This is a genomic window from Pseudomonas ceruminis (genome assembly GCF_021602025.1).
GTDB classification, from domain to species: Bacteria; Pseudomonadota; Gammaproteobacteria; order Pseudomonadales; family Pseudomonadaceae; genus Aquipseudomonas; species Aquipseudomonas ceruminis.
In genome coordinates, this window is the sequence record NZ_BQHW01000005.1 from 34,682 (window position 1) to 57,847 (window position 23,166).

Genomic DNA, 23,166 nt, shown 5'->3' on the forward strand with positions numbered 1-23,166 from the left:
GGCGTTACACCGTAAGATGGGCCATTATCGACAGCCTGTAGATTCGGAGCTCAGCATGGCCCCGCGGATGAAAACCCGAGAGCGCATCGTGCAGAGCAGCCTTGAGCTGTTCAACCAGCAGGGCGAGCGCAGCGTCAGTACCAACCACATCGCCGCGTACATGGAAATTTCGCCGGGCAACCTGTACTACCACTTCCCCAACAAGCAGGCGATCATCGCGCTACTGTTCAGCCAGTACGAAGAGCTGGTGGACAGCTTCCTGCGCCCGCCGAGGGGGCGGCCAGCCACGGTCGAGGACAAACGCTTTTACCTCAAGGCGCTGCTCGCAGCGATGTGGAACTACCGCTTTCTGCACCGCGACCTGGAGCACCTGCTCGACAGCGACCCCGAGCTGGCCGCTCGTTACCGGCGGTTCTCCGAACGTTGTCTGCGCCAGGGGCAGGCTATCTACCGTGGCTTCGTAGAGGCCGGGATTCTGCTTATGAACCCCGCGCAGATTGAATCGCTCACGATCAACGCCTGGATCGTTCTTACCTCATGGGTACGGTTTCTCAGTACCACTCGGGAACATTCCGCCCACCTGGGTGAAGAAGCCTTCAAACGTGGCGTCTATCAGGTATTGGTGCTTGAGCTGGGTTTTGTCACCGGCAATGCCCGCAACGCCGTGGATGCCCTGTGTCAGGAGTTTCACGTTCCGTTCAACCAGGCCCTGGAACAGTAGGCCAGGGCCTTCGTGCCATCGATCAGGAGATTGTCATGCCCCTTGCGCAATTGATCACCCCGCAGCAGCTGGCCGAGCGTCTGGACTCGCCTGGGTTGGTGATTCTCGATTGTCGTTTTGCTCTGGAGGATGTGGATTATGGCCAACGCAGCTACGCCGAAGGGCATATTGCCGGGGCGCATTTTGCCGACCTCGAGCGTGATCTGAGTGGGCCGGTAATCAAGGGCAGGACCGGGCGCCACCCCTTGCCCGATCCGCATCGGCTGGTCGAGCGCCTGCGTGAATGGGGGGTGGACAATGACAGCGAGGTAGTGCTTTACGACGATGGCCCCGGCGCCTTTGCCGCCCGCGCCTGGTGGTTGCTGGCCTGGCTGGGCAAGCGCAGTGGTGTGGCCATCCTCGATGGCGGCCTCAAGGCCTGGCACGCTGCGCATCTTCCCCTTAGCCTGGACCCCCCGGCCCGGCGTGACGGCTCGTTCAGCGGCGAGCCGGATGCGAAGCTGCTGATCGACGCCCAACACCTGGTCAAGCACCTGGGCAAGCCAGAGCTAACCCTGCTCGATGCACGGGCTTTGCCGCGCTTTCGCGCAGAGGTGGAGCCGATCGATCCGGTGGCTGGGCATATTCCTGGGGCGCAGTGCGCCGCTTTTACCGATAACCTGGGGGCCGACGGGCGTTTTCTTGCGCCGGAGCAGCTCAAGCAGCGCTTCGCAGAAAAGCTCGCGGGGCGTCCCCCGGAACAACTGGTGGCGTATTGCGGCTCCGGTGTGACGGCCTGCCATAACCTGTTTGCCCTGGTATTGGCGGGCTATCCGCTGGGCCGGTTGTATGCCGGCTCATGGAGCGAGTGGATCAACGACCCTCGGCATCAGGTCGCTACCGGCGACTGACCCGGCAGGTCAGCGCCTCTCTACCAGCCACTGCGGAATCCGCCGCTCCAGGTAATACCCCGGATTTCGCAGGCTGCCCTCTACGAACCCCACGTGGCCACCTCGGTGGTGCAGTTCGAATTGCGTCTGCGGCCCCAGCTCGCTGGCATCCGGCAGGCTATGGCCGGATACGAACGGGTCATCACTGGAATGGATGATCAGTGTCCGGGTGCGGTTTTCGCCCAAGTAGTAGTGGCTCGACGAACGACGGTAGTAGTCGTGTGCATCGCTGAAGCCATTGAGGGGCGCGGTCACTTTGCCGTCGAAATCCCAGAAAGTACGCAGGTTGCGCAACGGCCCAAGGCGGTCGAGAGCAGCCAGGCCTTCATGGTGGCCCTGGTCGCGAAAATGCCGCTGCTTGAGCTGTACATAGGCCATCATCTCGCGCATGAAATGCGCCTGATAGACCTTGGAGAAGCCTTGGCCGATGCGGTCAGCGCAGTGGTCCAGGCGAAACGGCACGGACACCGCCACGGCCGCCTCCAGCCCGCTGGCGGAGCCGCTTTCACCCAGGTACTTGAGCAGCACATTGCCACCCAGTGAGTAGCCAACCGCATACAGCGGTGCCGATGGCCGCTGGGCGCGCAGGTGGGCGACAACCTCGGCCAGGTCCTCACTGGCGCCGGAATGGTAACTGCGTGGCAGCAGGTTTGGCTCGCCCGAGCAGCCACGCCAGTTCACCGCGACGCTGGCCCAGCCGCGGGCCTGTAGCGCTTGCTGCAGGCCTTTGACGTAGGGGGAGTGAGATGAACCCGTGAGGCCGTGCAGGACCAGCACCAGAGGCGAATCGGGCTGATGCGGCCCATGCCAGTCGAGGTCAAGGAAGTCGCCATCGGCCAGCCATAGGCGTTCGCGGCTGCGCTCCAGTATCGGCAGCTTGCGCCACAACGGGCCCCACAAGGTTTGCAGGTGAGGGTTGGACAGGCCGGTAGCGGGGCGGAACGTGGCGATGGTCATGCTTGGCGACTCGTGATGTGCCTGCCTAGAGTGCCATGAAACACCGCCACTGTACCTGCGCTATTGGTCGGTAAGCGCGGGTGCCGGCAGTCCCTGCTGGTCAACCATCGGCCCGACGCTCACCAACAATCTGCGCAAGGGCGCCAGGCGCAATGTGAGTGCAACGCGGGCCATTTCTGGCGTTACCGCTGACAGGCGCTCGATGTAGGTCGCCAGGGCATCACTGGGCAGTCCTTGATGGCTGTGGCTGGCGATGAGTGTTGCCAGTGAACCGTTGGTGGCCACGGTCCGCCGCAGCTCGCCGAGCAAGGCCCGTCTGGCCAATGCGAGCTCGGCTTCGCTCGGCCCCTCTGCCACATAGGTTTGCAGCACGTCGGTTACCAACTGGGTCGAGGCGTCGAGAAATTCGCCAGCGACCTCCCATTCGATGTAGAGCAGGTTGTCTGCCGGTGCAAGGCCAGCGTTGACCGCATAGGTAAGCCCGTGGGTCTGGCGCAATGCTTTGAACAGCCGTGATTCGCTGCCCCCGCCCAGCACGTCGCAGGCCAGCACCAAGGCTGGGTAGTCCGGGTCAGCCGGGCGTGCGCTCATCGGCAGCAGCATCAGCACCGCATCGGAGGTGCCGGCCTGTTCCAGGTTCAGGGTCGCGGCCTCGAACATCGGCAAGGCAGGTGGCGCGGTTGCGGCCCAGTGTTGCGGCAGTGCTGCGCTGACCCTGCGGACAATCGCCTCGGCCTGTTCGCGCGACAGATCGCCCACCAGGGAAATGTTCAGGTTGTTGGCCGAGTACGCTTGCCGGTGGAATTCCCTGAGGTCCTCGGTGCTGATTGCCGCTATGCCTGTGGGCGTGCCGCGCACCGGCGTTGCGAAGGGGTGGCTGCCGAACGCTTGGGAGAAAGCAGCCTCACGGGCACGCAGCACGGCGAAAGATTGCCGTAGTTTGCTCGATTCCAGCAGTTGCGTCTTCAGAGGGGTGAGCTCAGCCGCGTTCAGGGAAGGCCGGGCCACCATGTCGATGATCAGGCGGACAGCTTCATCGAGCACATCGCCGGTCAGGCAGCGCACGGTGATCACGGCCTGATGACGGGTGATGTCCTTGCTGTACACCACGCCCAGCCGTTCGATCTGTTCGGCGAACTGCACAGCGTCCAGGCTGAGCGTGCCTTCGTCCAGCATGAACAGGGTCAGCGCAGCAAGCCCAGGTTTGTCGCCATCCAGCCTGCTGCCCGCGTTGAAACTCAGCACCAGGTCGACCATTGGCAGCTCATGTGCTTCGACCAACCTCGCGCGTGTACCTTCCGGGGTCTGCCAGGCCTGCACAAGCGGTGGCGTGATGTCGATTTCGTTCAGGTCCAGGCCTTGCAGCGAGCTCAGGTTAGGGTTTTGCTCGGCGTTGCTGCTGGGTGTCGGCGCCACCGCAGAGGGTGGCGGCGCTGCTTGCATGTAGGTGATCGTCAGGCGCTCGTGGGTGAGGTATTCGTGCGCGGTGGCGCGTACGTCTTCGGGGGTGATGCTTTCTATGCTTTGCCGTTCCTGATCGAGCAGGTTCGGGTCCAGCCCGCTGACTGCGTGCTTGCCAATGGCGTTGGCCTGCACCGCAATGTTGTCACGATCAAAGACCAGGCTGGCCAGCAAGCGGGTTTTTGCACGGTTGAGCTCGTCCACCGTGGGCGCGGTTTGGCGCAGCAATTCTATCTCCTGCATCACCGCATCGGTGGCCACCTGTGCCGTGGCATTGGCCGGGTTGGCATACAGCTCGACGGTCAGCAGGCTGTCGCCTCGCTGCAGGTGCTGATAGCGTGCCTGAGCCCGCAGCAGCACGGCTTCGCCACGTACCTTGCGCAATGACAGGCGCGAGCTGCTGCCATTGGCCAGTAATTGCGGAATGAGCCGCAGGGCCTGTGCCTGTGTCGGGTTGGTCGCGGTGGCAAGGCTGGGCGTATTGAAGGCCATTATTGCCCCGGGTAGCAGGCCCGCCAGGGCAATGGTCTGGCAGCGGTGCTTGAAGCGCCGGTTCGGTGCAGGTATCCAGCGTTCGGGCAGACGGCCCGCCGGGATGGTGGCGAAATGGCGCTCGACCAGTGGGCGTAGAGTCTGCATGTCGATATCACCAACCACCACCAGGGAGGCGTTGTTCGGGTGATACCAGTCTTGATACCAGCGGCGTACGTCGGTCTGGTGCAGGTGCTGCAAATCAGCCAGATGGCCAGCGGTGGGTGTGGCGTAGGGGGTATGGCTGTTGGCGAGAATCCAGGCGCGCTCATGAGCCTGGGCCAGGGGCATGTTGTCTATGTTTTCGCGGCGCTCCGCCTTGACCACTTCCAGCTCTCGGGCGAACACCGGGGGGCCTAGCGTGGCACTGGCCATCGAGTCTGCCAGGATTTCCAGCGCCGCTTCCAGGCGGCTGGGTGCAAGGGTGACGGGAAAACAGGTGGCATCGGGGGTGGTAATGGCATTGGGGTCACCGCCGAGTTGGGCCATGACCTTGTCATACTGCCCGGAGGCAAGCTTGCTGCTGCCCTCGAACATCAAGTGCTCGACCAGATGGCAAAGCCCGGATTGCCCGGTTGGCTCCTGGCTGGCGCCGACGTGGTACCACAGTTGGGCCGCAACCAACGGCGCACGGTGATCCTCACGCAGGTAGATCACCAGGCCGTTGTCGAGTGTGAATCGTTGCAGAGCCGTTGAACGGGCTGTGGACATGATCGATGTGCTCCTGTTGGCAATGTGCCGGAGCAGCTTCGGTCAAGCGTGGGCGCTACCTGCGTTACATAAGTCTAGGGCAGGGGGGCGCCCGATCAGCCGCGTTGCCAGAGCGCGTAATGCACCTGGCCGGTCTTCTTCTCACGGTGCAGGCGCCAGTTGCCAGGCATCTGCAGGGTCGAGGGGGCCGCTTCGCTCTCGGTGTAGACCCAGGCTTGTTCACGCAACCACTGGTTCTGCTCCAGCAGATTGCAGGTGTCGGCCAGCAGGTCCTGGTGGAAAGGGGGGTCGAGGAACACCACGTCGAACTGCAGCTTGGCCGGGCCTTGCAGGTAGCGCAGGGCGTCGGTCTGCAGGATCTGCCCGCGTGGGCAACGCAGGATCTCCAGGTTGTTCTTCAGGTTGCTGATCGCTGCCGGGTTGCTGTCCAGCGCCACGGCGTCCTCGGCACCGCGGGACAGCGCTTCGAGCACCAGGGCGCCGCTGCCGGTGAAGGCATCCAGCACCCGAGCACCCTCGATGTAGGGGGCAAGCCAGTTGAACAGGGTTTCGCGCACACGGTCCGGGGTAGGGCGCAGGCCCTCGCCCTCAGGGACCGCCAGGCGGCGGCTACGCCATTGGCCAGCGATGATGCGCAGGTGGCCCTGGCCCTTGCTCTGGCCCTGTGGTGCGCGGGCGTTAGGGGTGGCTCTAGGCATTAGTGCTCCGGTACCCCGAGCGGTTGCTCGGAGGGTTTGTTTGTAGGGGCTGGCAGCGGCTTTTGCGGCACGCTCGGGCCGGCGGTGACAATCACCAGTTTATCGGCTGCCAGGTGCTTGTTCATCGCTGCCTTGACGTGTTCCACCGTCAGCGCCTGGGACTGCTGCATGAAGTCTTCAAGCCAGGTCAATGGCAGGTTATAGAAGCCGATGGCACCCAGTTGGCCGACGATGCTCGCGTTACTGGCGTTGGCCAGCGGGAAGCTGCCAGCCAGTTCGCGCTTGGCATCGTCCAGCTCTTGCTGGGTTGGGCCGTTTTTCAGGTAGTCGGCGAGGATGTCCTGGACCAGCTTGAGGGTGCCTTCGCTGAGTTCGGCGCGGGTCTGCAGGTTGATCATGAACGGGCCGCGCACCTGCATGGGGCTGAAGACCGAGTAGACGCCGTAGGTAAGGCCGCGTTTTTCTCGCACTTCACTCATCAGGCGGGTGCCAAAGGCGCCGCCTCCGAGAATCTGGTTACCCAGCGACAACGCCGGCCAGTCTGGGTCCTGGCGGTCGATGCCGAGCTCGGCCAGCATCAGGTGGGTCTGCTTGGATGGGAAGTCAATGTGCGTGCTGCCTGGCTTGGGCTCCGCCGGTTGGGCGGGCGTGGCCAAGGCCGGGCCCTTGGGCAGGGCGGCGGAGACCTGGGCTGCGACGGCCTCGGCTTCGGCGCGGCTCAGGTCGCCAACCAGGGCGATCACCGCGTTGCCGGCGGCATAGGCCTTGGCGTGGAAGGTGCGTAGCTGGTCCAGGGTGATACCCGGGATGCTTTCGGCAGTACCATCACTTGGGTGGCCGTAGGGGTGCTCACCATAGAGCTTGGCGAACAGCGCCTTGCCAGCGATCTTCCCGGGGTTCTGCTTCTCGTATTCGAAACCGGCCAGCAGCTGGTTCTTGATGCGTTTGAGCGCATCCTCCGGGAAGGTTGGCTTGCCGGCGACCTCGGCGAACAGCTTCAGTGCTGGCTCGCGTTTGTCTTTCGCGCTCAGGCTGCGCAGCGAGGCCACGGCCATGTCACGGTAGGACCCATTGCCAAAGTCAGCGCCCAGCCCTTCGAAGCCTTCAGCGATGGCCGTCACGTCTTTGCCGGCCACGCCCTCATTGAGCATGGCATTGGTCAGGGTGGCCAGGCCTGGCGTGTTGCCGTCCTGGCTGCTGCCGGCAGCGAAGGTCACGCGCAGGTCGAACATCGGCAGCTCGCGTGCTTCGACGAACAGGACCCGTGCGCCTTCAGCGGTGGTCCAGTTCTGGATGTTCAACTGGCGGCGGCTGGGTGCCTTGCTGTCCAGCTCGGCCAGCGACTGCAGGGTGTTGGACGGGCGGGCGGCGCTGTTGGTCGCTTCGGCGTGAGCCGGGCGCGCCAGCACGGCGGCCACTGCCACCACCAGCACGATCAGGCCCGTACCGATCGAGGTGTAACGTGGGGCGCTGCGATCACTCATGAGCGGACTCCTCAGGCAGTACGTGGGCAACGCTCAGGCGTTCGCGGGTGAAATAGGTGCGGGCGGCGTTCTGGATGTCCTCGGGGGTGACTTGCTTGAGCTCGTCCAGCTCGCTGTCGATCAGCTTCCAGGACAGGCCGACCGTTTCCAGCTGGCCGATGGTGGTGGCCTGGCTGCTGATGGAGTCGCGATCGTAGACCAGCCCGGCGATCACCTGAGCGCGCACGCGCTCCAGCTCTTCGGCGCTGGGCGGGGTGGTCTTGAGCTCGTCGAGCAGTTGCCAGACGCCTTGCTCGACGTCGGCCAGGGTCTTTTTCTTCTGCACATTGGGTGTGGCTGAGATGAGGAACAGGCTGTCGCCGCGAGTGAACGCGTTGTAGCTGGACGAGGCGCCGGCTACCAGCTCCTGGCCGCGCTCCAGGCGTGCGGGAAGGCGCGCGCTGTAACCCCCATCAAGCAGGGCCGAGATCAATCGCAGTGCATGTACGGTGCGTGGCTCCTTGGCGGTAGCCAGGCCGGGTACGTTGAAGCCGTAGATCAGGCTGGGCAACTGCGTGCGTACGTGCAGGGTGAGCTGGCGCTGGCCCGGTTCGGCGAGCTCCAGTGGCAGCTTTGCCGGTGGCACGGCGCGTTTGGGGATGCTGCCGAAATACTTCTGCGCCAGGCCTTTGACCTCGTCGGCGGAGACATCGCCAACTACCACCAGCGTGGCGTTGTTCGGCGCATACCAGGACTCGTACCAGTGACGCAGTTCCTCGACCTTCATGCGTTCGAGGTCGGCCATCCAACCGATGGTCGGTGTGTGGTAGCCGCTGGCCGGGAAGGCCATGGCGCGGAACAGCTCGAAGGCTTTCGAGCTAGGCTGATCGTCGGTACGCAGGCGGCGCTCTTCCTTGATCACCTCGATCTCGCGGCTGAACTCGTCGGCCGGCAGGCGCAGGCTGGCCAGGCGGTCGGCTTCCAGCTCGAAGGCGACCGGCAGGCGGTCGCGGGCAAGCACCTGGTAATAGGCGGTGTAGTCGTCGCTGGTGAAGGCGTTTTCTTCTGCACCGAGATCGCGCAGGATGCGGGAAGCCTCGCCGGGGCCGACTTTGGCGCTGCCCTTGAACATCATGTGTTCCAGGGCGTGAGACAGGCCGGTCTGGCCCGGTGTCTCGTAGCTGGAGCCGACCTTGTACCAGATCTGCGAAACAACCACGGGCGCGCGGTGGTCCTCGCGCACGACCACTTTGAGGCCGTTGTCGAGGATGAACTCGTGGGTGGGTTGCACATCGGCAGCAAAGGCTGCGAGCGGCAGGCAGAGCGTGCTGAGCAACAGGCCAGCGGCGCGGCGGGCTAGAGCATTCATACGGTGATTAACCTGTTCGGCGGCCCGCTGGGTTTAGCGTCGGCGGGCCAGGAGGTGCTAGGATACTGATCCGGTTGCCTGGCGACCATGCCTGTCGCCGTTCTGGCCCGCAGGCCCATTAAGACAAAACATTGCGCATGAACCAGCCGGATTCAAAATAGTCTGTTCTGCGTTTAGAGAATTCCCGATGTGCCGCTGGTGGCTCATCGCTACCCTGAGATAGCCGTCTTCCATGTTTGGTTCCAACGACGACAAAAAAGCGCCGGCCGAGGCTGGCGAGAAAAAAGGCCTGTTCAGCTGGTTTCGCAAGAAGCCGCAGCAACCTGTCGCCGAACAGCCACAAGCCCCTGATGCTCAGGCTGCAGAGCCGCTAGCGTCGCAGCCCGCCGTCGAGCAGTCTGACGCGGCTCCGGTCGAGCCGGTGGTCGCCGAAGCTCCCGCAGCGGTCGCTGAGCCGGTGCTTGCTCCTGAGCCTGCACCTGTCGAACCTGCACCTGTCCACGAGACTTCGCCGGCGCCAGAGCCAGTACGGGCTCTTGAACCTGCGCCGGTCCCAGCGCCAGAGCCAGCGCTAGAGCCAGAGCCGGCACCGGCCCTTGAACCTGCCGTCGCGCGGGTCGCAAGCCCTGCTGCAGTTGCTGCCGTCGAGCCGCCTGTCAGCAACCTGGTGCTGCCCGTTGCGGAGGAGCCTGTGGCCCTGGTCCCAGACCTCGAGCCCAAAGCCCCGCCGGCGATTCCGGAGCGCCCGGCGGCCGAGCCCGAGCATGAGCCCGAGCATGAGCCGGCGCCTGTCGCTGTCGCCCCAACCGTCTCCGAACAGGCTAAACCTGGTTTCTTTGCTCGCCTCAAGCAGGGGCTGTCGAAGACCAGTGCCAGTATCGGCGAAGGCATGGCCAGCCTGTTCCTGGGCAAAAAGGCCATCGATGACGACCTGCTCGACGAAATCGAAACCCGCCTGCTGACCGCCGACGTCGGCGTGGAAGCCACATCGACCATCGTCCAGAACCTGACCCAGAAGGTTGCACGCAAACAGCTGGCTGACGCCGACGCGCTGTACAAGTCGCTGCAAGACGAGCTGGCCGCCCTGCTGCGTCCGGTCGAGCAGCCGCTGAAAGTCGAATCGCAGAACAAACCGTACGTGATCCTTGTGGTGGGCGTGAACGGTGCTGGCAAGACCACCACCATCGGCAAGCTGGCCAAGAAACTGCAGCTGGAAGGCAAGAAGGTCATGCTGGCGGCCGGCGACACCTTCCGTGCCGCCGCCGTCGAGCAGCTGCAGGTCTGGGGCGAGCGCAACCAGATCCCGGTGATTGCCCAGCACACGGGGGCCGACTCCGCTTCGGTGATCTTCGATGCCGTGCAGGCCGCCAAGGCCCGTGGCGCCGATGTGCTGATTGCCGACACCGCCGGCCGCCTGCATACCAAGGACAACCTGATGGAGGAGCTGAAAAAGGTCCGTCGGGTCATGGGCAAGCTCGACGCCGAGGCACCCCACGAGGTGCTGCTGGTACTCGATGCCGGCACCGGTCAGAACGCCATCAGCCAGGCCAAGTATTTCAACCAGAGCGTCGAACTGACGGGCCTGGCGCTGACCAAGCTGGACGGCACCGCCAAGGGCGGGGTGATCTTTGCCCTGGCCAAGCAGTTCAACATCCCGATCCGCTTCATCGGCGTCGGTGAAGGCATCGATGATCTGCGCACCTTTGAAGCCGAGCCGTTCGTCAAGGCCCTGTTCGCCGAGCGAGACCACCCATGATCCGATTCGAACAGGTTGCCAAGCGCTATCCCAATGGCCATGTCGGCTTGCATGAGCTGAGTTTCCGGGCGCGCCGGGGCGAATTCCTGTTCGTCACCGGCCACTCGGGCGCCGGCAAGAGCACCCTGCTGCGCCTGCTACTGGCCATGGAGCGCCCGACCAGCGGCAAACTGATGCTGGCCGGGCAGGACCTGGGCCAGATCAGCAATGCGCAGATCCCGTTCCTGCGTCGGCAGATTGGTGTGGTGTTCCAGAACCACCAGTTGCTGTTCGACCGTACGGTGTTCAATAACATCGCGTTGCCTTTGCAGATTCTCGGCCTGTCCAAGGCCGAGATCACCAAGCGCGTGGATTCGGCGCTGGAGCGCGTGTCACTGGTAGACAAGGGCGAGCTGTTTCCGGCCGACCTGTCCACCGGCCAGCAGCAGCGGGTCGGTATTGCCCGCGCCATCGTCCATCAGCCGGCCTTGCTGCTGGCGGACGAACCTACCGGTAACCTCGACCCGCGCCTGGCAGCGGAGATCATGGGCGTGTTCGAGGACATCAACCGCCTGGGCACCACGGTGTTGATCGCCAGCCATGACCTGGCACTGATTGCGCGCATGCGCCACCGCATGCTGACCCTGCAGCGTGGCCGTCTGATCGGCGATGGGGAGGCCGGGCAATGAGCACTACACGTACACCGAAAGTTTCCGAACGGGTCGCCCCGAAAGCCGCCGACCCGTCGCCTGCGAAGAAGAAGCGCGGCGACCATGACGATGATGGCCCGGATTTTCGCACGCTCCTGCACGCGTGGCTGGAAAGCCACCGGGCGAGCTTGGCCGACAGCCTGCGCCGTCTAGGCAAGCAGCCGATTGGCAGTTTTTTCACCTGCCTGGTCATGGCAGTGGCCTTGAGCATGCCCATGGGCTTGTCCCTGCTGTTGAAGAACGTCGAGAAACTCGGCGGCTCCTGGCAGCGCGCGGCACAGATCTCGCTGTACCTGAAGCTCGATGCGGGCAGCAAGGCAGGCGAAGCCCTGCGCGACGAAATCAAGGGCATGCCGGGCGTGGCCGACGCCCAGTACATAAGCCGTGAGCAGGCCCTGGAGGAATTCCAGCAGCAGTCGGGGTTGGGTGAAGCCCTGCGTGAGTTGCCCGATAACCCGTTGCCTGGCGTGGTGGTGGTAACCCCCAACGAAGTGGATAAACCGGCCCTGGAGGCCTTGCGTCAACGCCTGTCCGAGCTGCCGCGGGTGGAAAACGCACAGCTCGACCTGGTGTGGGTGGAGCGGCTTGCAGCAATCCTCAAGCTGGGCGACCGGTTCGTCTTTGGCCTGGCGGTCATGCTGATTTCTGCCCTGCTGTTAGTAATCGGTAACACAATTCGTCTACACATTGAAAACCGCCGTATCGAGATCGAAGTGATCAAGCTGGTTGGCGGCACCGACAGCTATGTGCGCAGGCCTTTCCTGTACATGGGCGCCTTGTACGGCCTGGGCGCAGGCCTGTTGGCCTGGGCGATCCTGGCCTTTGGCCTGAACTGGCTGAACGAGGCCGTGGTAGGGCTGTCCGGGTTGTATGGCAGTGACTTCGCCCTGGGGGGTGTGCCGGCGTCCGATGGTCTGTCGCTCTTGATCGGAGCGGTGCTGTTGGGGTATATCGGTGCATGGATCGCAGTCGCCCGCCACTTGAACGAGCTGGCGCCTCGATAGTTTTTCTGTGCCAGCATTGACAATTTTTCATCTTTGGAACTTGTACCTTGGTTCCAGGTCTATGTTGGCAGTGCCCACAAGGCGCGAGTCTGGTAAGTCGGAGGTTCTTGAATGACCACATCGTTGCAACCTGCCTATGCCCTGGTACCCGGTGCAAACCTGGAAGCCTACGTGCACACGGTCAACAGCATCCCGCTGCTGTCTGTCGAGCAGGAGCGTGATCTGGCCGAGCGTCTCTATTATGAGCAGGATCTTGAGGCCGCTCGGCAAATGGTGATGGCCCACCTGCGTTTCGTCGTACATATCGCCCGTAGCTACGCAGGCTACGGGTTGGCCCAGGCCGACCTGATCCAGGAAGGCAACGTCGGCCTGATGAAGGCAGTCAAGCGCTTCAACCCTGAAATGGGCGTGCGCCTGGTGTCCTTCGCCGTGCACTGGATCAAGGCGGAAATTCACGAATTCATCCTGCGCAACTGGCGCATCGTCAAGGTCGCCACCACCAAGGCTCAGCGCAAGCTGTTCTTCAACCTGCGCAGCCAGAAGAAGCGCCTGGCGTGGCTGAACAACGATGAAGTGCACCGGGTAGCCGAAAGCCTCGGCGTAGAGCCGCGTGAAGTGCGCGAAATGGAAAGCCGTCTGAGTGGCCAGGACATGGCCTTCGACCCAGCTGCAGAAGCTGACGATGACAGCGCCTTCCAGTCGCCTGCGCATTACCTGGAAGACCATCGCTACGATCCGGCTGTGCAGCTTGAAGATGCGGACTGGAGCGACAACTCCACCAGTAACCTGCATGAAGCACTGCAGGGCCTGGATGAGCGTAGCCGTGACATCCTCTACCAACGTTGGCTCGCCGAAGAGAAAGCGACCTTGCACGAGCTGGCGGACAAGTACAGCGTTTCGGCGGAGCGTATTCGCCAGCTGGAAAAAAACGCGATGAACAAGGTGAAGGCGCTGATTGCAGCCTGATCTACTTCTGGCTCCACAAGAAAGCCGCTGGCCCAAGAGGGACGGCGGCTTTTCATTTTCGGCGTTTCAATTTCTATCGGCTTACCGGCGATAACGCCACGGCAGCGAGCGTTGGCTCACAGCCTGGGCGTAGTCTTCAGTTGCATGAGGTAAGCAGGGCCCCCCAGCTGGCTCATCTGCCGGCGAATCCAGCTTGCCCTGCTGGCCACGTAAGCACTGGGCTGGCTGGCATTCCACTTGATCGGGCTGGGCAGCACCGCGGCCAATTGCGCTGCTTGCTGGCGGCTCAGCTGGCGGGCATCAATACCAAAGTGATAGCGCGCCGCCGCCTGGGCGCCAAACACCCCTTTGCCCCATTCGGCACTGTTCAGGTAGACCTCAAGGATGCGCTCTTTCGACCAGAAGAGCTCGATCAGTGCTGTGAACCAGGCCTCGAGACCCTTGCGGAACCAGCTGCGGCCGGACCAAAGGAACAAGTTCTTGGCCACTTGCTGGGTCAGCGTGCTGGCACCCCGAATGCTACCGCCCCGCTCATTGGACGCGAGCGCTGCCTGGATGGCCGGGATATCGAAACCCCAGTGATAGGCGAACTTCTGGTCTTCTCCGGCAATCACCGCAACCTTGAGCTCGTCGGAGATGTTCTCCCACGGTTCCCAGTCGCGCTGCAGCTCGATCGGCTCGCCACTGATCCATGACTGCACCTTGCGCTCGGCCATCAACGCAGTCCCGGGGGGTGGCACCCAGCGAAACACCAGTACCAGCACGATGCTCCCGGCAGCGAACCAGAGCAGGGCGCGGGCGAGTCGACGGATAAGGGATGACAGCATGGCGATGGCTTGGCCGGACCGTTGGAACGGGCCATTATACAGACCCGATACAAGGAGTCCTCCCATGCTTCGCAGCTTCCTGATGCTCGCCGCCTTTTTCGGCTTTACCGGTGTCGCCCTGGGTGCATTTGCCGCACATGGGTTGAAGAACCGCCTGACAGCCGACTACCTGGCAATCTTTCATACCGGTGTGACCTACCAGTTGGTCCACGCCCTGGCACTGTTCGGCGTTGCCTTGCTTGCGGCGCACTTGCCGGGGCGTCTGGTCGGCTGGGCCGGCGGTCTGTTCGCACTGGGTATCGTCCTGTTCTCCGGTAGCCTGTACCTGCTGACCCTGAGCGGGCTGGGCAAGCTGGGCATCATCACGCCCATCGGTGGCCTGTGCCTGCTTGCCGGTTGGCTGTGCCTGGGCATGGCAGCCTGGCGGCTGGGCTGACCAAGTGGTCCACAATCACGACTAATGGCCTCCATCGCCCTTGGGTTGAAGTGCTGATCGGCGCTAGAATGCGGGCCCCCAAAGCACAACGGTGGCCGTGCGCATGCGCATTCAACTGAACGGTGAACCCTACGAATTGCCCGCTGGCGAAAGCGTCGCAGCCCTGCTGAGCCGCCTGGAGCTGACCGGGCGCCGGGTGGCAGTGGAACTCAACCTGGATATCGTGCCACGCAGCCAGCACGACAGCACACTGCTGAATGACGGCGACCAGGTCGAAGTGGTCCACGCCATCGGTGGCGGCTGATTCCGGCCCGGCGATTCACCTGCAAGTCCAGCAACCTTTTCCAGAGGAACCACGATGAGCAACGTTCGTAGCGACAAGCCTTTTACCCTGGCCGGACGCACTTTCCAGTCGCGCCTGCTGGTCGGCACCGGCAAGTACCGTGACATGGAAGAAACCCGCCTGGCCATCGAGGCCTCGGGTGCCGAAATCGTCACCGTTGCCGTGCGCCGCACCAACATCGGCCAGAACCCGGGCGAGCCGAACCTGCTCGACGTGCTGCCGCCGGACCGTTACACCATTCTGCCGAACACCGCCGGTTGCTACGACGCGGTCGAAGCCGTGCGTACCTGCCGCCTGGCCCGTGAGCTGCTCGATGGTCATAACCTGGTCAAGCTGGAAGTGCTGGCAGACCAGAAAACCTTGTTCCCCAACGTGATCGAAACGCTCAAGGCCGCCGAAGTGCTGGTCAAGGACGGTTTCGACGTGATGGTCTACACCAGCGACGATCCGATCATCGCCCGCCAGCTGGCCGAAGCCGGCTGCATCGCGGTCATGCCCCTGGCTGGCCTGATCGGTACCGGCCTGGGCATCTGCAACCCCTATAACCTGCAGATCATCCTGGAAGAATCCAAGGTGCCGGTGCTGGTCGATGCCGGTGTGGGCACTGCTTCCGACGCCACCATCGCCATGGAAATGGGCTGTGAAGCCGTGCTGATGAACTCGGCCATCGCCCATGCCCAGCAGCCGGTGCTGATGGCCGAAGCCATGAAGCACGCTATTGTCGCCGGGCGCATGGCCTACCTCGCCGGGCGCATGCCGAAGAAACTCTATGCCAGCGCCTCTTCGCCGCTGGATGGTCTGATCAAGTAAGAGCTCCTGATGACTGAATCGCAAGATACGCCGATCACCCCCGACGGCGAAGCGCGCCCACACCGTCGCATCAAAAGTTTCGTGATGCGCGCCGGGCGCATGACCGAAGGCCAGCAGCGCGGCCTGGACCAGGGCGGCCCGTTGTACATCCTGCCATTGGCTGACGCCCCGGTGGATTACGACCAGGTATTCGGCCGTTCGGCGCCCCGCACCCTGGAGATCGGTTTTGGCATGGGCCATTCCCTGCTGGAAATGGCCGCTGCCGCGCCTGAGCAGGACTTCATCGGTGTCGAAGTGCACCGTCCGGGGGTAGGCGCGTTGCTCAACGGCGTGCTGACCCAGGGCCTGAAGAACCTGCGGGTGTACGATTGCGACGCCATCGAAGTGCTCAATCGCTGCGTGGCTGATAACAGCCTCGACCGTTTGATGCTGTTCTTCCCCGACCCGTGGCACAAGGCACGCCACCACAAGCGCCGTATCGTCCAGCTGGAGTTTGCCGAGCTGGTACGCCGCAAGCTCAAGCCGGGCGGCGTGTTCCATATGGCGACCGACTGGGAGCCGTATGCCGAGTACATGCTGGAAGTGATGAGCGCTGCGCCGGGTTACCGTAACCAGGCGGCGGATGGCGCCTATGTGCCGCGCCCGCCAGAGCGGCCGATCACCAAGTTCGAGCGCCGTGGTGAGCGCTTGGGGCATGGGGTGTGGGATTTGAAGTTCGAGAAGGTGGTCTGATTGGCTGCATGAGCCTTTCGCGCCGCACTTGCACAAAAGCAGACGAAAAAACCGCCTTGAGAGAGGCGGTTTTTTTGCACTGCAGCGGCACGCTGAAAGCGGATAAACCTGCCCTCACAGGCTATGCCCGATGCTGAATCGGTAGTTATCCTCGGCGATCAGCCACCACGCCAATCAACACCAGCACCACCAACAGCACCGGCGCCAACGCATAGTTGTTGAACTGGCTCAGCCCCTTCACCACCCACGGCGTGGCATAGATCAGCGCCGCACCACTGCCGATCATCACCAGCGCCGCCATGAACGGAACGCGCAGGGCACCCGCCAGGCCGCCCAGGCGTTGCTCTACCCAGGCTTTGATATCGGTGCCGAACAACACCAGCAGGCAGCCTACAAGGGCCAGGGAAATCTCAGACAGGTTGCTACGGCTCCAGCGGGAAACCGTCGCCAGCAGATCAAGTACCAGATCCATGGGTCATCCTTAGGTCAAGAAATACTGCAGCAGGTCATTGAGGAACAACTGGCCGCGTGGCGTTGCCACCAATCGATCCGGTTCGACCTGCAAAAGGCCCTTTTGTTCGGCTGCCCGGCGCGCCTCGGCCAGTTGCGCCAGCGGCAGTCCCGTGCGTTGGCTGAACAGCTCGGCTTCCACGCCATCGGTCAGGCGCAGCGCATTCATCAGGAATTCGAACGGCAACTCGTCTACCGGCAGCAGCTTTTCGCCCGCCTTGAACGGTTTGGCCAGGTTAAGGTAGTCCTTGGGCAGGCGGGTTTTCCACGTGCGCAAGATGCGGCCGTCGGCAAAGGTCAGCTTGCCATGGGCGCCGGCACCGATGCCGATGAAGTCGCCGAAGCGCCAATAGTTCAGGTTGTGCCTGGCGGCGCGGCCCGGCTGGGCATAGGCCGAAACCTCGTACTGCTTGAAGCCGTTCGTGGCCATCAGGGCCTGGCCGGCTTCCTGGATGTCCCAGAGAATATCGTCCTCGGGCAGCTCCGGTGGCTGGTTCCAGAACACCGTGTTGGGTTCCACGGTCAACTGGTACCAGGACAGGTGGGTCGGCCCCAGGTCGATGGCCTGACGCAGGTCGCCCAGTGCGTCGTCCAGCGACTGGTCGGGCAGGCCGTGCATCAGGTCCATGTTGAAGTTGTCGAAGCCTGCCGCGCGCGCCATGCTGGCGGCGCGGATCGCCTCATCGCCGTTGTGGATGCGGCCCAGCGCTTCGAGTTTGGCCGGCTGGAAACTTTGCACGCCGATGGACAGGCGGTTGATTCCCGTCTGCCGGTAGGCCTTGAACTTCTCTTGCTCGAAGGTCCCTGGGTTGGCCTCCAGGGTAATTTCGATGTCCGGCGCGAATGGGATGCGTTGTTCCACACCGCGCAGCAAGCGTCCTAGGGCATTGGCGCTGAACAGGCTTGGGGTACCGCCGCCAAAGAAGATCGAGGAAATCGGCCGACCTTGCACGGCAGCCAGTTCCTGATCCAGGTCCGTCAGCAGGGCATCGACATAGGCCTCTTCGGGCAGCTCGGGGCCAGCGGCGTGGGAATTGAAGTCGCAGTAAGGGCACTTGCGCACGCACCACGGGATGTGGATGTACAAGGCCAAGGGTGGCAGCGTGGCGAAACCCGCCACGCCAGGCTGGCGCGGCTGGGTGGACAGCGTCTCGATCATGCCAGGCCCAGACGTTGGCGCAGCAGGGCCATGGCGCGGGCGCGGTGGCTGAGCTGGTTCTTGTCGGCCGGGGCGAGGTCTGCGCTGGAGCAATTGCGCTCGGGCACCCAGAACAGCGGATCGTAGCCGAAACCATGCTCGCCACTGGCGGTAAACATGATGCGCCCGTGCCAGAGGCCTTCACAGAGGATCGGCAGCGGGTCATCGGCATGGCGCACCAGTGCCAGGACACAGACGAACTGAGCGCCGCGCTGCTCCTGCGGCACATCCTTGAGCGCTTCGAGCAACTTGGCGTTGTTCGCTGCATCGCCCTTGCCATCGGCATAGCGCGCTGAGTAGATGCCCGGCGCACCACCGAGGAAATCCACCGCCAGGCCCGAATCGTCGGCCAGGGCCGGCAGGCCAGAGATGCGTGCCGCATTACGCGCCTTGAGGATGGCATTTTCGACGAACGACAGGCCGGTCTCTTCCGGCTCTACCTGGCTGAACTCACCGATCGAGCGCAGTTGCACCGCCTGGCCGAGCATGGCCTGGAGTTCCTTGAGTTTGCCGGCGTTGTGGCTGGCCAATACGAGTTGCTGGAAATTCATCATTCGCCTGGGAACACTTCCTGATTGAAGCTGAGTTTATGGCTGACCCCGCCGGTTTCGACATTCAGGTCGAACGTCAGGGTCTCGGGCTGTTCGATTTTGAACTGGGCGATGTAGTACACCGCGCCCTGATCGGTAATCTGTTTGAACGACAGCGGGTTGCTGCGGCCGGTCAGGTCCTGCACCGTACCGCTGACCACCGCCGGGGCCGGCTTGCCTGCCTTGATCACGGCAATGTTGAGCACGCCCTGGTTCTTGCTGCGGGTGAGCCCGGTGGCCGCTGCGACATCCGGCTGCAACATGCTTGAGGTGAAGGCGCTGTAATGCACCGTCACGTCGCCGAAGACTTCCTTGCGCTCGGGTTTGGCGGCATCGGCAGCCAGTACCGGCAAGGCCAGGCACAGGCTGATCAGGAACAGGGCTAGGCGACGCATGGTGCGATTCCTCCGGTGGGCCTCAGACCGCGAGCTGGTGCTCCTGCAGGCCAGGGCTGCTGACGCGATAAATGCCGATTTCACCTAGAAGATTAGGCCATAGCCGCCCGCCCCACCCGTTACGGTGCAGGTGGTCGACCGCCAGACGGTCCAGGACCTTGGCATGGCGCTCGTGGCACAGCTCTTCGAAGTCAGCGAAGGTGCAGAAGTGGATGTTCGGGGTGTTGTACCAGGTATATGGCATGAAGTCCGATACCGGCATGCGGCCTTTGGTCGCCAGGTACCAGCGGCAACGCCAGTGGCCGAAGTTGGGGAAGGTGATGATGCACTGGCGGCCCACCCGCAGCATCTCATCGAGGATGCGATCGGGATACTCCACGGCCTGCAGGGCCTGGGTCATGATCACTACGTCGAAACTGTTGCTGGCAAAGTTGCCCAGGCCCTTGTCGAGGTCCTGCTCGATGACGTTGACGCCTTTGGCCACGCAGGCGGCGATGTTGTCGGCGTCGATCTCCAGGCCATAGCCGGTGACCTGCTTGCGATCGCGCAGCGACGCCAGCAGCTCGCCGCTGCCGCAGCCCAGGTCGAGTACCCGGCTACCGGCGGGAATCCAGTCGTGGATGATTTCCAGGTCGGCTCTCATGCTGTCCTCAGATGGCGATGCGGTTCATGTAGTTCGAGAAACCCTGCATGTAGCGAGGCGTGGGGATCAGGAAGGCATCGTGCCCGTAGGGCGAGTCGATCTCCAGGTAGCAGACGTTCTTGCGTGCTGCCATCAGGGCATCGACGATCTCGCGTGAGCGCGCCGGCGAGAATCGCCAGTCGGTGGTGAACGACATGATGCAATAGTCCGCCGTGACATGGGCCAGGGTCGCGGCAAGGTCACCGTCATTGGCCGCCGCCGGGTCGAAGTAGTCCAGCGCCTTGGTCATCAGCAGGTAGGTATTGGCGTCGAAACGGCCAGAAAACTCCTCGCCCTGATAGCGCAGGTAACTCTCGACCTGGAATTCGACGCTGTGAAAGTCGTAGTTGAGCTTGTCGCTCTTGAGCTCGCGGCCGAATTTTTCACCCATGGAGTCATCCGACAGGTAGGTGATGTGCCCGACCATGCGCGCCAGCATCAGGCCGCGCTTGGGGATCACGCCCTGGTCCTGGAACGAGCCGCCGTGGAATTCGGGGTCGGTGAGGATGGCCTGGCGCGCCACTTCGTTGAAGGCGATGTTTTGCGCCGACAGCTTGGGTGCAGAGGCGATATCGACGCAATGGCGCACGCGGTCGGGGTAGGTGATGGTCCACTGCAGCGCCTGCATACCGCCCAGGCTGCCGCCGACGACTGCAGCCCACTGCTGGATGCCGAGGCGATCGGCCAGACGCACCTGGCTATGTACCCAGTCTTCCACGGTCAGCACCGGGAAGTCGGCGCCATAGGGCTTGCCAGTTACCGGGTTGACGCTGCTTGGGCCGGTACTGCCGTTGCAGCCGCCGAGGTTGTTCAGGCTGACCACGAAGAAGCGGTTGGTGTCGATGGGTTTACCAGGACCGATGCAGCTGTCCCACCAGCCCGGCTTGCGGTCAGTGGCGGCATGGTAACCAGCGGCGTGGTGATGGCCAGACAGTGCATGGCAGATCAGCACGGCATTGCTCGCGCTGGCATTCAGGGTGCCATAGGTTTCGTAAACCAGCTCGTAGCTGGCCAGGGAGCGGCCACAGGCCAGCGCCAGCGGTTCATCGAACCGGGCTATTTGCGGTGTAACCAGACCGACGGAATCTTCGGGAAGGACAGTGGACATCGACCCTGCTCACGCTTGACGGAGGCGTAAGTCTAAAGAGCGCTACCCCCAGCGGCAAGCGAAGGCTTACCGCCAGGAGCAACCGGGTCAGATCATCCGCCACAGTTCCTGTGGCATGCCAGCGTAGGCGGCCAGCGGGGGCATGACGAACGACTGGATAACCTGAATGGCCAGGAAGGCAAAGATCGGCGAGATGTCCATGCCGCCCAGGTTAGGCACGATGCGGCGGAACGGTGCCAGCACCGGCTCGCTGATCTGGTAGGCCAGCTCGGCAGCCGGGTTGTGGCTGTTGGGCGCGACCCAGGACACGATCACCATGACGATCATCGCGACCCAGAAGATCTTGAGGAACAGCGAGGTGATACCGATGATCGCCCACATCAGCAGGTGCAGGACATCACCGAAGGTGCCGTAGGTAACCATCAGTACGAAGCCCATCAGCAACGCCTGGATGACCACCGACAGCAGCAACGACGAGGTATCCAGGCCGCCAACGCTGGGGATGATGCGACGAATCGGCTTGAGCAGTGGTTGGGTGGCGCGTACCGCGAACTGGCACAGCGGGTTGTAGAAGTTGGCCTTGACCAGCTGCAACACGAAGCGCAGCAGGACGATCACCAGGTACAGGCTGACCAGGGTTTGCACCACGAAGATCGCGGCGCCGGACAGTGCATTCATCAATGACTCCTTATTTGCCCAATTGCTCGGCCAGCTCGGCGGAACGCTTTGACGCAGCCTCCAGCGCCTGCTCGACGATGGCCTCGAAACCGTTGCTCTGGAACGATTTGATCGCCGCTTCCGTGGTGCCCGCCGGAGAGGTGACGCGGCGGCGCAGTTCGGCGGCGTCGACGTCACTGGCCACGGCCATGCGTGCGGCGCCCAGAGCAGTCTGCAAAGTCAGCTGGGAGGCGGTTTCACGCGGCAGGCCAAGTTTTTCCCCCGCCGCGGTCATGGCTTCGATCAGCAGGAAGAAATAGGCCGGGCCGCTGCCAGACACGGCAGTGACGGCATCGAGTTGTTGTTCCTGCTCCAGCCACAGGGCGGTGCCCACGGCCGACAGCAGCTGCTCGGCCTGCTGGCGTTGCTCGGCAGACACTTCTGCCGTGGCGTACAAGCCACTGACACCCTGGCGCAGCAGCGCCGGAGTATTGGGCATGCAGCGCACCACCGGGCGGGCGCCGACCCAGGCCTGCAGGCTGGCGCAGGTGATGCCGGCGGCGATGGAGACGATCAGTTGGCCCTTCTGCAGGGTGGGCTGCAGGGTCTGGCACACGGTCTTCATCACCTGCGGCTTGACCGCCAGGACGATGACGTCGGCATCGGCGATGGCCTGGGCGTTGTCATCGAAAACCTCGATGCCGTGCTCGGCCTGGACGCGGGCGCGGGTCTCGGCGCCCGGGTCGCTGGCGCGGATCTGTGCGGCGTCCAGGCCCTGGGCGCGCAGGCCGCCGATCAGGCTGGCGGCCATGTTGCCGGCGCCGATGAAAGCAATACGTGTCTTGCTCATGTCAGGTCCTTGAGGGAAAGAGTGAGTAAAGCATGGAATCAGACAGGCCCGTAATTGCGCACGCCGAACAGGGCGGTGCCGATACGCACCCAGGTCGCGCCTTGTGCGATTGCGGCTTCAAGGTCATGGCTCATGCCCATGGACAGCGTGTCCAGGCCGAGCCCCAGGCCTTCCTGCAACTGACGCAGGCTGGCGAAGGCAGCCTCTTGGGTAGCACGGTCTTCGCTGGGTTCGGGGATCGCCATCAGCCCGCGCAGGCGCAGGTTGGGCAACGCGGCCACGGCGTTGGCCAGTGCCGGCAGGTCTGCCGGGGCGCAGCCAGATTTGCTCTGTTCGCCGCTGACATTTACCTGCAGGCAGATGTTCAGCGGCGGCAGGGCACTGGGCCGCTGTTCTGACAGGCGTTGGGCAATTTTCAGGCGGTCCACGGAATGTACCCAGTCGAAATGCTCGGCGATGGCTTTGGTCTTGTTCGACTGAATGGGGCCGATGAAGTGCCAGATCAAGGGCAGGTCGCGCAGTTCGACCTGTTTGGCCAAGGCCTCCTGAAGGTAGTTTTCGCCGACATCGCGCACACCTGCGGCATGGATCTCGCGTATCGCGCTGGCCGGTTTGGTCTTGCTCACCGCCAGCAGGTGGACGCTGGCCGGCTCACGCCCAGCGGCCCGGGCTGCGCTATCGATACGGGTGGCGAGGGCGGAAAGGTTGTCTGCTATGGTGGACATGGATCGATGCCGTCGGCTCAGGAGTCTGCGGCATTCTACCTGCTTGAT

General features: G+C 63.3%; 25 protein-coding genes. 10 read left to right on the forward strand and 15 right to left on the reverse strand.

Annotated features, from left to right (window positions below; translation table 11 throughout):
• Positions 1-55 precede the first annotated feature (55 nt).
• Together L6D80_RS07725 and L6D80_RS07730 are read left to right on the forward strand one after the other, a co-directional pair.
• Positions 56-721: a TetR/AcrR family transcriptional regulator gene (locus tag L6D80_RS07725; RefSeq protein ID WP_054901889.1), complete on the forward strand. Its 666-nt coding sequence runs from the start codon at positions 56-58 to the stop codon at positions 719-721.
• 35 nt (positions 722-756) lie between these two features.
• Complete coding sequence (locus L6D80_RS07730) at positions 757-1,611, forward strand: sulfurtransferase (RefSeq protein WP_054901888.1); 855 nt, start codon at positions 757-759, stop codon at positions 1,609-1,611.
• Between the two features lie 9 nt (positions 1,612-1,620).
• Here the strand turns inward: L6D80_RS07730 and L6D80_RS07735 are convergent, their stop codons facing one another.
• The 5 genes from L6D80_RS07735 to L6D80_RS07760 form a co-directional block, all read right to left on the reverse strand.
• Positions 1,621-2,607: a hydrolase gene (locus L6D80_RS07735; protein WP_176514971.1), complete on the reverse strand. Its 987-nt coding sequence runs from the start codon at positions 2,605-2,607 to the stop codon at positions 1,621-1,623.
• 60 nt (positions 2,608-2,667) lie between these two features.
• Positions 2,668-5,310 (reverse strand): M16 family metallopeptidase, encoded by a 2,643-nt coding sequence (locus L6D80_RS30165; protein WP_176514973.1) that lies wholly within the window; start codon positions 5,308-5,310, stop codon positions 2,668-2,670.
• Positions 5,311-5,405: 95 nt separating this feature from the next.
• The gene (gene rsmD, locus L6D80_RS07750) at positions 5,406-6,008 is read right to left on the reverse strand and encodes a 16S rRNA (guanine(966)-N(2))-methyltransferase RsmD (protein ID WP_054901886.1); all 603 of its coding nucleotides are present in this window, start codon (positions 6,006-6,008) and stop codon (positions 5,406-5,408) included.
• The gene (locus tag L6D80_RS07755; protein WP_176514975.1) at positions 6,008-7,492 is read right to left on the reverse strand and encodes a M16 family metallopeptidase; all 1,485 of its coding nucleotides are present in this window, start codon (positions 7,490-7,492) and stop codon (positions 6,008-6,010) included. The genes rsmD and L6D80_RS07755 overlap by 1 nt, the downstream gene beginning before the upstream one ends.
• Positions 7,485-8,840: a M16 family metallopeptidase gene (locus L6D80_RS07760; protein ID WP_054901884.1), complete on the reverse strand. Its 1,356-nt coding sequence runs from the start codon at positions 8,838-8,840 to the stop codon at positions 7,485-7,487. Before L6D80_RS07760 ends, L6D80_RS07755 begins: the two co-directional genes overlap by 8 nt.
• 232 nt (positions 8,841-9,072) lie before the next feature.
• On the opposite strand from L6D80_RS07760, the gene ftsY reads away from it, so the two are divergent.
• The 4 genes from ftsY to rpoH all read left to right on the forward strand — a co-directional run bounded on the left by ftsY (position 9,073) and on the right by rpoH (position 13,255).
• Entirely contained in the window at positions 9,073-10,596 is a 1,524-nt protein-coding gene (gene ftsY, locus L6D80_RS07765) for a signal recognition particle-docking protein FtsY (protein ID WP_176514977.1), read from the forward strand.
• Complete coding sequence (gene ftsE, locus L6D80_RS07770) at positions 10,593-11,264, forward strand: cell division ATP-binding protein FtsE (protein WP_012312300.1); 672 nt, start codon at positions 10,593-10,595, stop codon at positions 11,262-11,264. Before ftsY ends, ftsE begins: the two co-directional genes overlap by 4 nt.
• Positions 11,261-12,289 (forward strand): permease-like cell division protein FtsX, encoded by a 1,029-nt coding sequence (ftsX, locus tag L6D80_RS07775; RefSeq protein ID WP_054901882.1) that lies wholly within the window; start codon positions 11,261-11,263, stop codon positions 12,287-12,289. Before ftsE ends, ftsX begins: the two co-directional genes overlap by 4 nt.
• Positions 12,290-12,400: 111 nt before the next feature.
• A complete protein-coding gene (gene rpoH, locus L6D80_RS07780; protein ID WP_054901881.1) occupies positions 12,401-13,255 on the forward strand; it encodes an RNA polymerase sigma factor RpoH in 855 nt (284 codons plus the stop codon).
• Between the two features lie 116 nt (positions 13,256-13,371).
• On the opposite strand, the gene mtgA is transcribed toward rpoH, so the two are convergent.
• Positions 13,372-14,082 (reverse strand): monofunctional biosynthetic peptidoglycan transglycosylase, encoded by a 711-nt coding sequence (gene mtgA / locus L6D80_RS07785; protein WP_054901944.1) that lies wholly within the window; start codon positions 14,080-14,082, stop codon positions 13,372-13,374.
• 64 nt (positions 14,083-14,146) lie between these two features.
• On the opposite strand from mtgA, the gene L6D80_RS07790 reads away from it, so the two are divergent.
• From L6D80_RS07790 to trmB, 4 genes are all read left to right on the forward strand, one after another.
• Positions 14,147-14,518: a DUF423 domain-containing protein gene (locus L6D80_RS07790; protein ID WP_054901880.1), complete on the forward strand. Its 372-nt coding sequence runs from the start codon at positions 14,147-14,149 to the stop codon at positions 14,516-14,518.
• A gap of 103 nt (positions 14,519-14,621) precedes the next feature.
• Positions 14,622-14,822, forward strand: a complete 201-nt coding sequence (thiS, locus tag L6D80_RS07795; protein WP_054901943.1) for a sulfur carrier protein ThiS — start codon at positions 14,622-14,624, stop codon at positions 14,820-14,822.
• 54 nt (positions 14,823-14,876) lie between these two features.
• Positions 14,877-15,671: a thiazole synthase gene (locus L6D80_RS07800; protein ID WP_013974625.1), complete on the forward strand. Its 795-nt coding sequence runs from the start codon at positions 14,877-14,879 to the stop codon at positions 15,669-15,671.
• Between the two features lie 9 nt (positions 15,672-15,680).
• Complete coding sequence (gene trmB, locus L6D80_RS07805) at positions 15,681-16,403, forward strand: tRNA (guanosine(46)-N7)-methyltransferase TrmB (protein WP_176514979.1); 723 nt, start codon at positions 15,681-15,683, stop codon at positions 16,401-16,403.
• Positions 16,404-16,548: 145 nt separating this feature from the next.
• On the opposite strand, the gene L6D80_RS07810 is transcribed toward trmB, so the two are convergent.
• From L6D80_RS07810 to L6D80_RS07850, 9 genes are all read right to left on the reverse strand, one after another.
• A complete protein-coding gene (locus L6D80_RS07810; RefSeq protein WP_054901878.1) occupies positions 16,549-16,875 on the reverse strand; it encodes a DUF3392 family protein in 327 nt (108 codons plus the stop codon).
• Positions 16,876-16,884: 9 nt separating this feature from the next.
• The gene (hemW, locus tag L6D80_RS07815; RefSeq protein ID WP_054901877.1) at positions 16,885-18,072 is read right to left on the reverse strand and encodes a radical SAM family heme chaperone HemW; all 1,188 of its coding nucleotides are present in this window, start codon (positions 18,070-18,072) and stop codon (positions 16,885-16,887) included.
• Positions 18,069-18,665 carry an RdgB/HAM1 family non-canonical purine NTP pyrophosphatase gene (rdgB, locus tag L6D80_RS07820; protein ID WP_054901876.1) on the reverse strand — a complete coding sequence of 199 codons (597 nt, stop codon included), beginning with the start codon at positions 18,663-18,665 and terminating at the stop codon, positions 18,069-18,071. The genes hemW and rdgB overlap by 4 nt, the downstream gene beginning before the upstream one ends.
• A complete protein-coding gene (locus L6D80_RS07825; protein WP_054901875.1) occupies positions 18,662-19,096 on the reverse strand; it encodes a DUF4426 domain-containing protein in 435 nt (144 codons plus the stop codon). Before L6D80_RS07825 ends, rdgB begins: the two co-directional genes overlap by 4 nt.
• Positions 19,097-19,118: 22 nt before the next feature.
• Positions 19,119-19,739, reverse strand: a complete 621-nt coding sequence (gene metW, locus L6D80_RS07830; RefSeq protein WP_008092977.1) for a methionine biosynthesis protein MetW — start codon at positions 19,737-19,739, stop codon at positions 19,119-19,121.
• Positions 19,740-19,746: 7 nt separating this feature from the next.
• Positions 19,747-20,886 (reverse strand): homoserine O-succinyltransferase MetX, encoded by a 1,140-nt coding sequence (metX, locus tag L6D80_RS07835; protein ID WP_054901874.1) that lies wholly within the window; start codon positions 20,884-20,886, stop codon positions 19,747-19,749.
• 87 nt (positions 20,887-20,973) lie between these two features.
• Positions 20,974-21,564 carry a YggT family protein gene (locus L6D80_RS07840; protein WP_054901873.1) on the reverse strand — a complete coding sequence of 197 codons (591 nt, stop codon included), beginning with the start codon at positions 21,562-21,564 and terminating at the stop codon, positions 20,974-20,976.
• A 10-nt stretch (positions 21,565-21,574) separates the two neighbouring features.
• Positions 21,575-22,393, reverse strand: a complete 819-nt coding sequence (proC, locus tag L6D80_RS07845; protein ID WP_176514982.1) for a pyrroline-5-carboxylate reductase — start codon at positions 22,391-22,393, stop codon at positions 21,575-21,577.
• Positions 22,394-22,431: 38 nt separating this feature from the next.
• Entirely contained in the window at positions 22,432-23,118 is a 687-nt protein-coding gene (locus L6D80_RS07850) for a YggS family pyridoxal phosphate-dependent enzyme (protein ID WP_054901871.1), read from the reverse strand.
• Positions 23,119-23,166: the final 48 nt, after the last annotated feature.

Bases quoted from the DNA above. Each gene is read 5' to 3' on its own strand.
- L6D80_RS07725 (WP_054901889.1), top strand. From the start codon at position 56: ATGGCCCCGCGGATGAAAACCCGAGAGCGCATCGTGCAGAGCAGCCTT.
- L6D80_RS07730 (WP_054901888.1), top strand. From the start codon at position 757: ATGCCCCTTGCGCAATTGATCACCCCGCAGCAGCTGGCCGAGCGTCTG.
- L6D80_RS07735 (WP_176514971.1), bottom strand. From the start codon at position 2,607: ATGACCATCGCCACGTTCCGCCCCGCTACCGGCCTGTCCAACCCTCAC.
- L6D80_RS30165 (WP_176514973.1), bottom strand. From the start codon at position 5,310: ATGTCCACAGCCCGTTCAACGGCTCTGCAACGATTCACACTCGACAAC.
- rsmD (WP_054901886.1), bottom strand. From the start codon at position 6,008: ATGCCTAGAGCCACCCCTAACGCCCGCGCACCACAGGGCCAGAGCAAG.
- L6D80_RS07755 (WP_176514975.1), bottom strand. From the start codon at position 7,492: ATGAGTGATCGCAGCGCCCCACGTTACACCTCGATCGGTACGGGCCTG.
- L6D80_RS07760 (WP_054901884.1), bottom strand. From the start codon at position 8,840: ATGAATGCTCTAGCCCGCCGCGCCGCTGGCCTGTTGCTCAGCACGCTC.
- ftsY (WP_176514977.1), top strand. From the start codon at position 9,073: ATGTTTGGTTCCAACGACGACAAAAAAGCGCCGGCCGAGGCTGGCGAG.
- ftsE (WP_012312300.1), top strand. From the start codon at position 10,593: ATGATCCGATTCGAACAGGTTGCCAAGCGCTATCCCAATGGCCATGTC.
- ftsX (WP_054901882.1), top strand. From the start codon at position 11,261: ATGAGCACTACACGTACACCGAAAGTTTCCGAACGGGTCGCCCCGAAA.
- rpoH (WP_054901881.1), top strand. From the start codon at position 12,401: ATGACCACATCGTTGCAACCTGCCTATGCCCTGGTACCCGGTGCAAAC.
- mtgA (WP_054901944.1), bottom strand. From the start codon at position 14,082: ATGCTGTCATCCCTTATCCGTCGACTCGCCCGCGCCCTGCTCTGGTTC.
- L6D80_RS07790 (WP_054901880.1), top strand. From the start codon at position 14,147: ATGCTTCGCAGCTTCCTGATGCTCGCCGCCTTTTTCGGCTTTACCGGT.
- thiS (WP_054901943.1), top strand. From the start codon at position 14,622: ATGCGCATTCAACTGAACGGTGAACCCTACGAATTGCCCGCTGGCGAA.
- L6D80_RS07800 (WP_013974625.1), top strand. From the start codon at position 14,877: ATGAGCAACGTTCGTAGCGACAAGCCTTTTACCCTGGCCGGACGCACT.
- trmB (WP_176514979.1), top strand. From the start codon at position 15,681: ATGACTGAATCGCAAGATACGCCGATCACCCCCGACGGCGAAGCGCGC.
- L6D80_RS07810 (WP_054901878.1), bottom strand. From the start codon at position 16,875: ATGGATCTGGTACTTGATCTGCTGGCGACGGTTTCCCGCTGGAGCCGT.
- hemW (WP_054901877.1), bottom strand. From the start codon at position 18,072: ATGATCGAGACGCTGTCCACCCAGCCGCGCCAGCCTGGCGTGGCGGGT.
- rdgB (WP_054901876.1), bottom strand. From the start codon at position 18,665: ATGATGAATTTCCAGCAACTCGTATTGGCCAGCCACAACGCCGGCAAA.
- L6D80_RS07825 (WP_054901875.1), bottom strand. From the start codon at position 19,096: ATGCGTCGCCTAGCCCTGTTCCTGATCAGCCTGTGCCTGGCCTTGCCG.
- metW (WP_008092977.1), bottom strand. From the start codon at position 19,739: ATGAGAGCCGACCTGGAAATCATCCACGACTGGATTCCCGCCGGTAGC.
- metX (WP_054901874.1), bottom strand. From the start codon at position 20,886: ATGTCCACTGTCCTTCCCGAAGATTCCGTCGGTCTGGTTACACCGCAA.
- L6D80_RS07840 (WP_054901873.1), bottom strand. From the start codon at position 21,564: ATGAATGCACTGTCCGGCGCCGCGATCTTCGTGGTGCAAACCCTGGTC.
- proC (WP_176514982.1), bottom strand. From the start codon at position 22,393: ATGAGCAAGACACGTATTGCTTTCATCGGCGCCGGCAACATGGCCGCC.
- L6D80_RS07850 (WP_054901871.1), bottom strand. From the start codon at position 23,118: ATGTCCACCATAGCAGACAACCTTTCCGCCCTCGCCACCCGTATCGAT.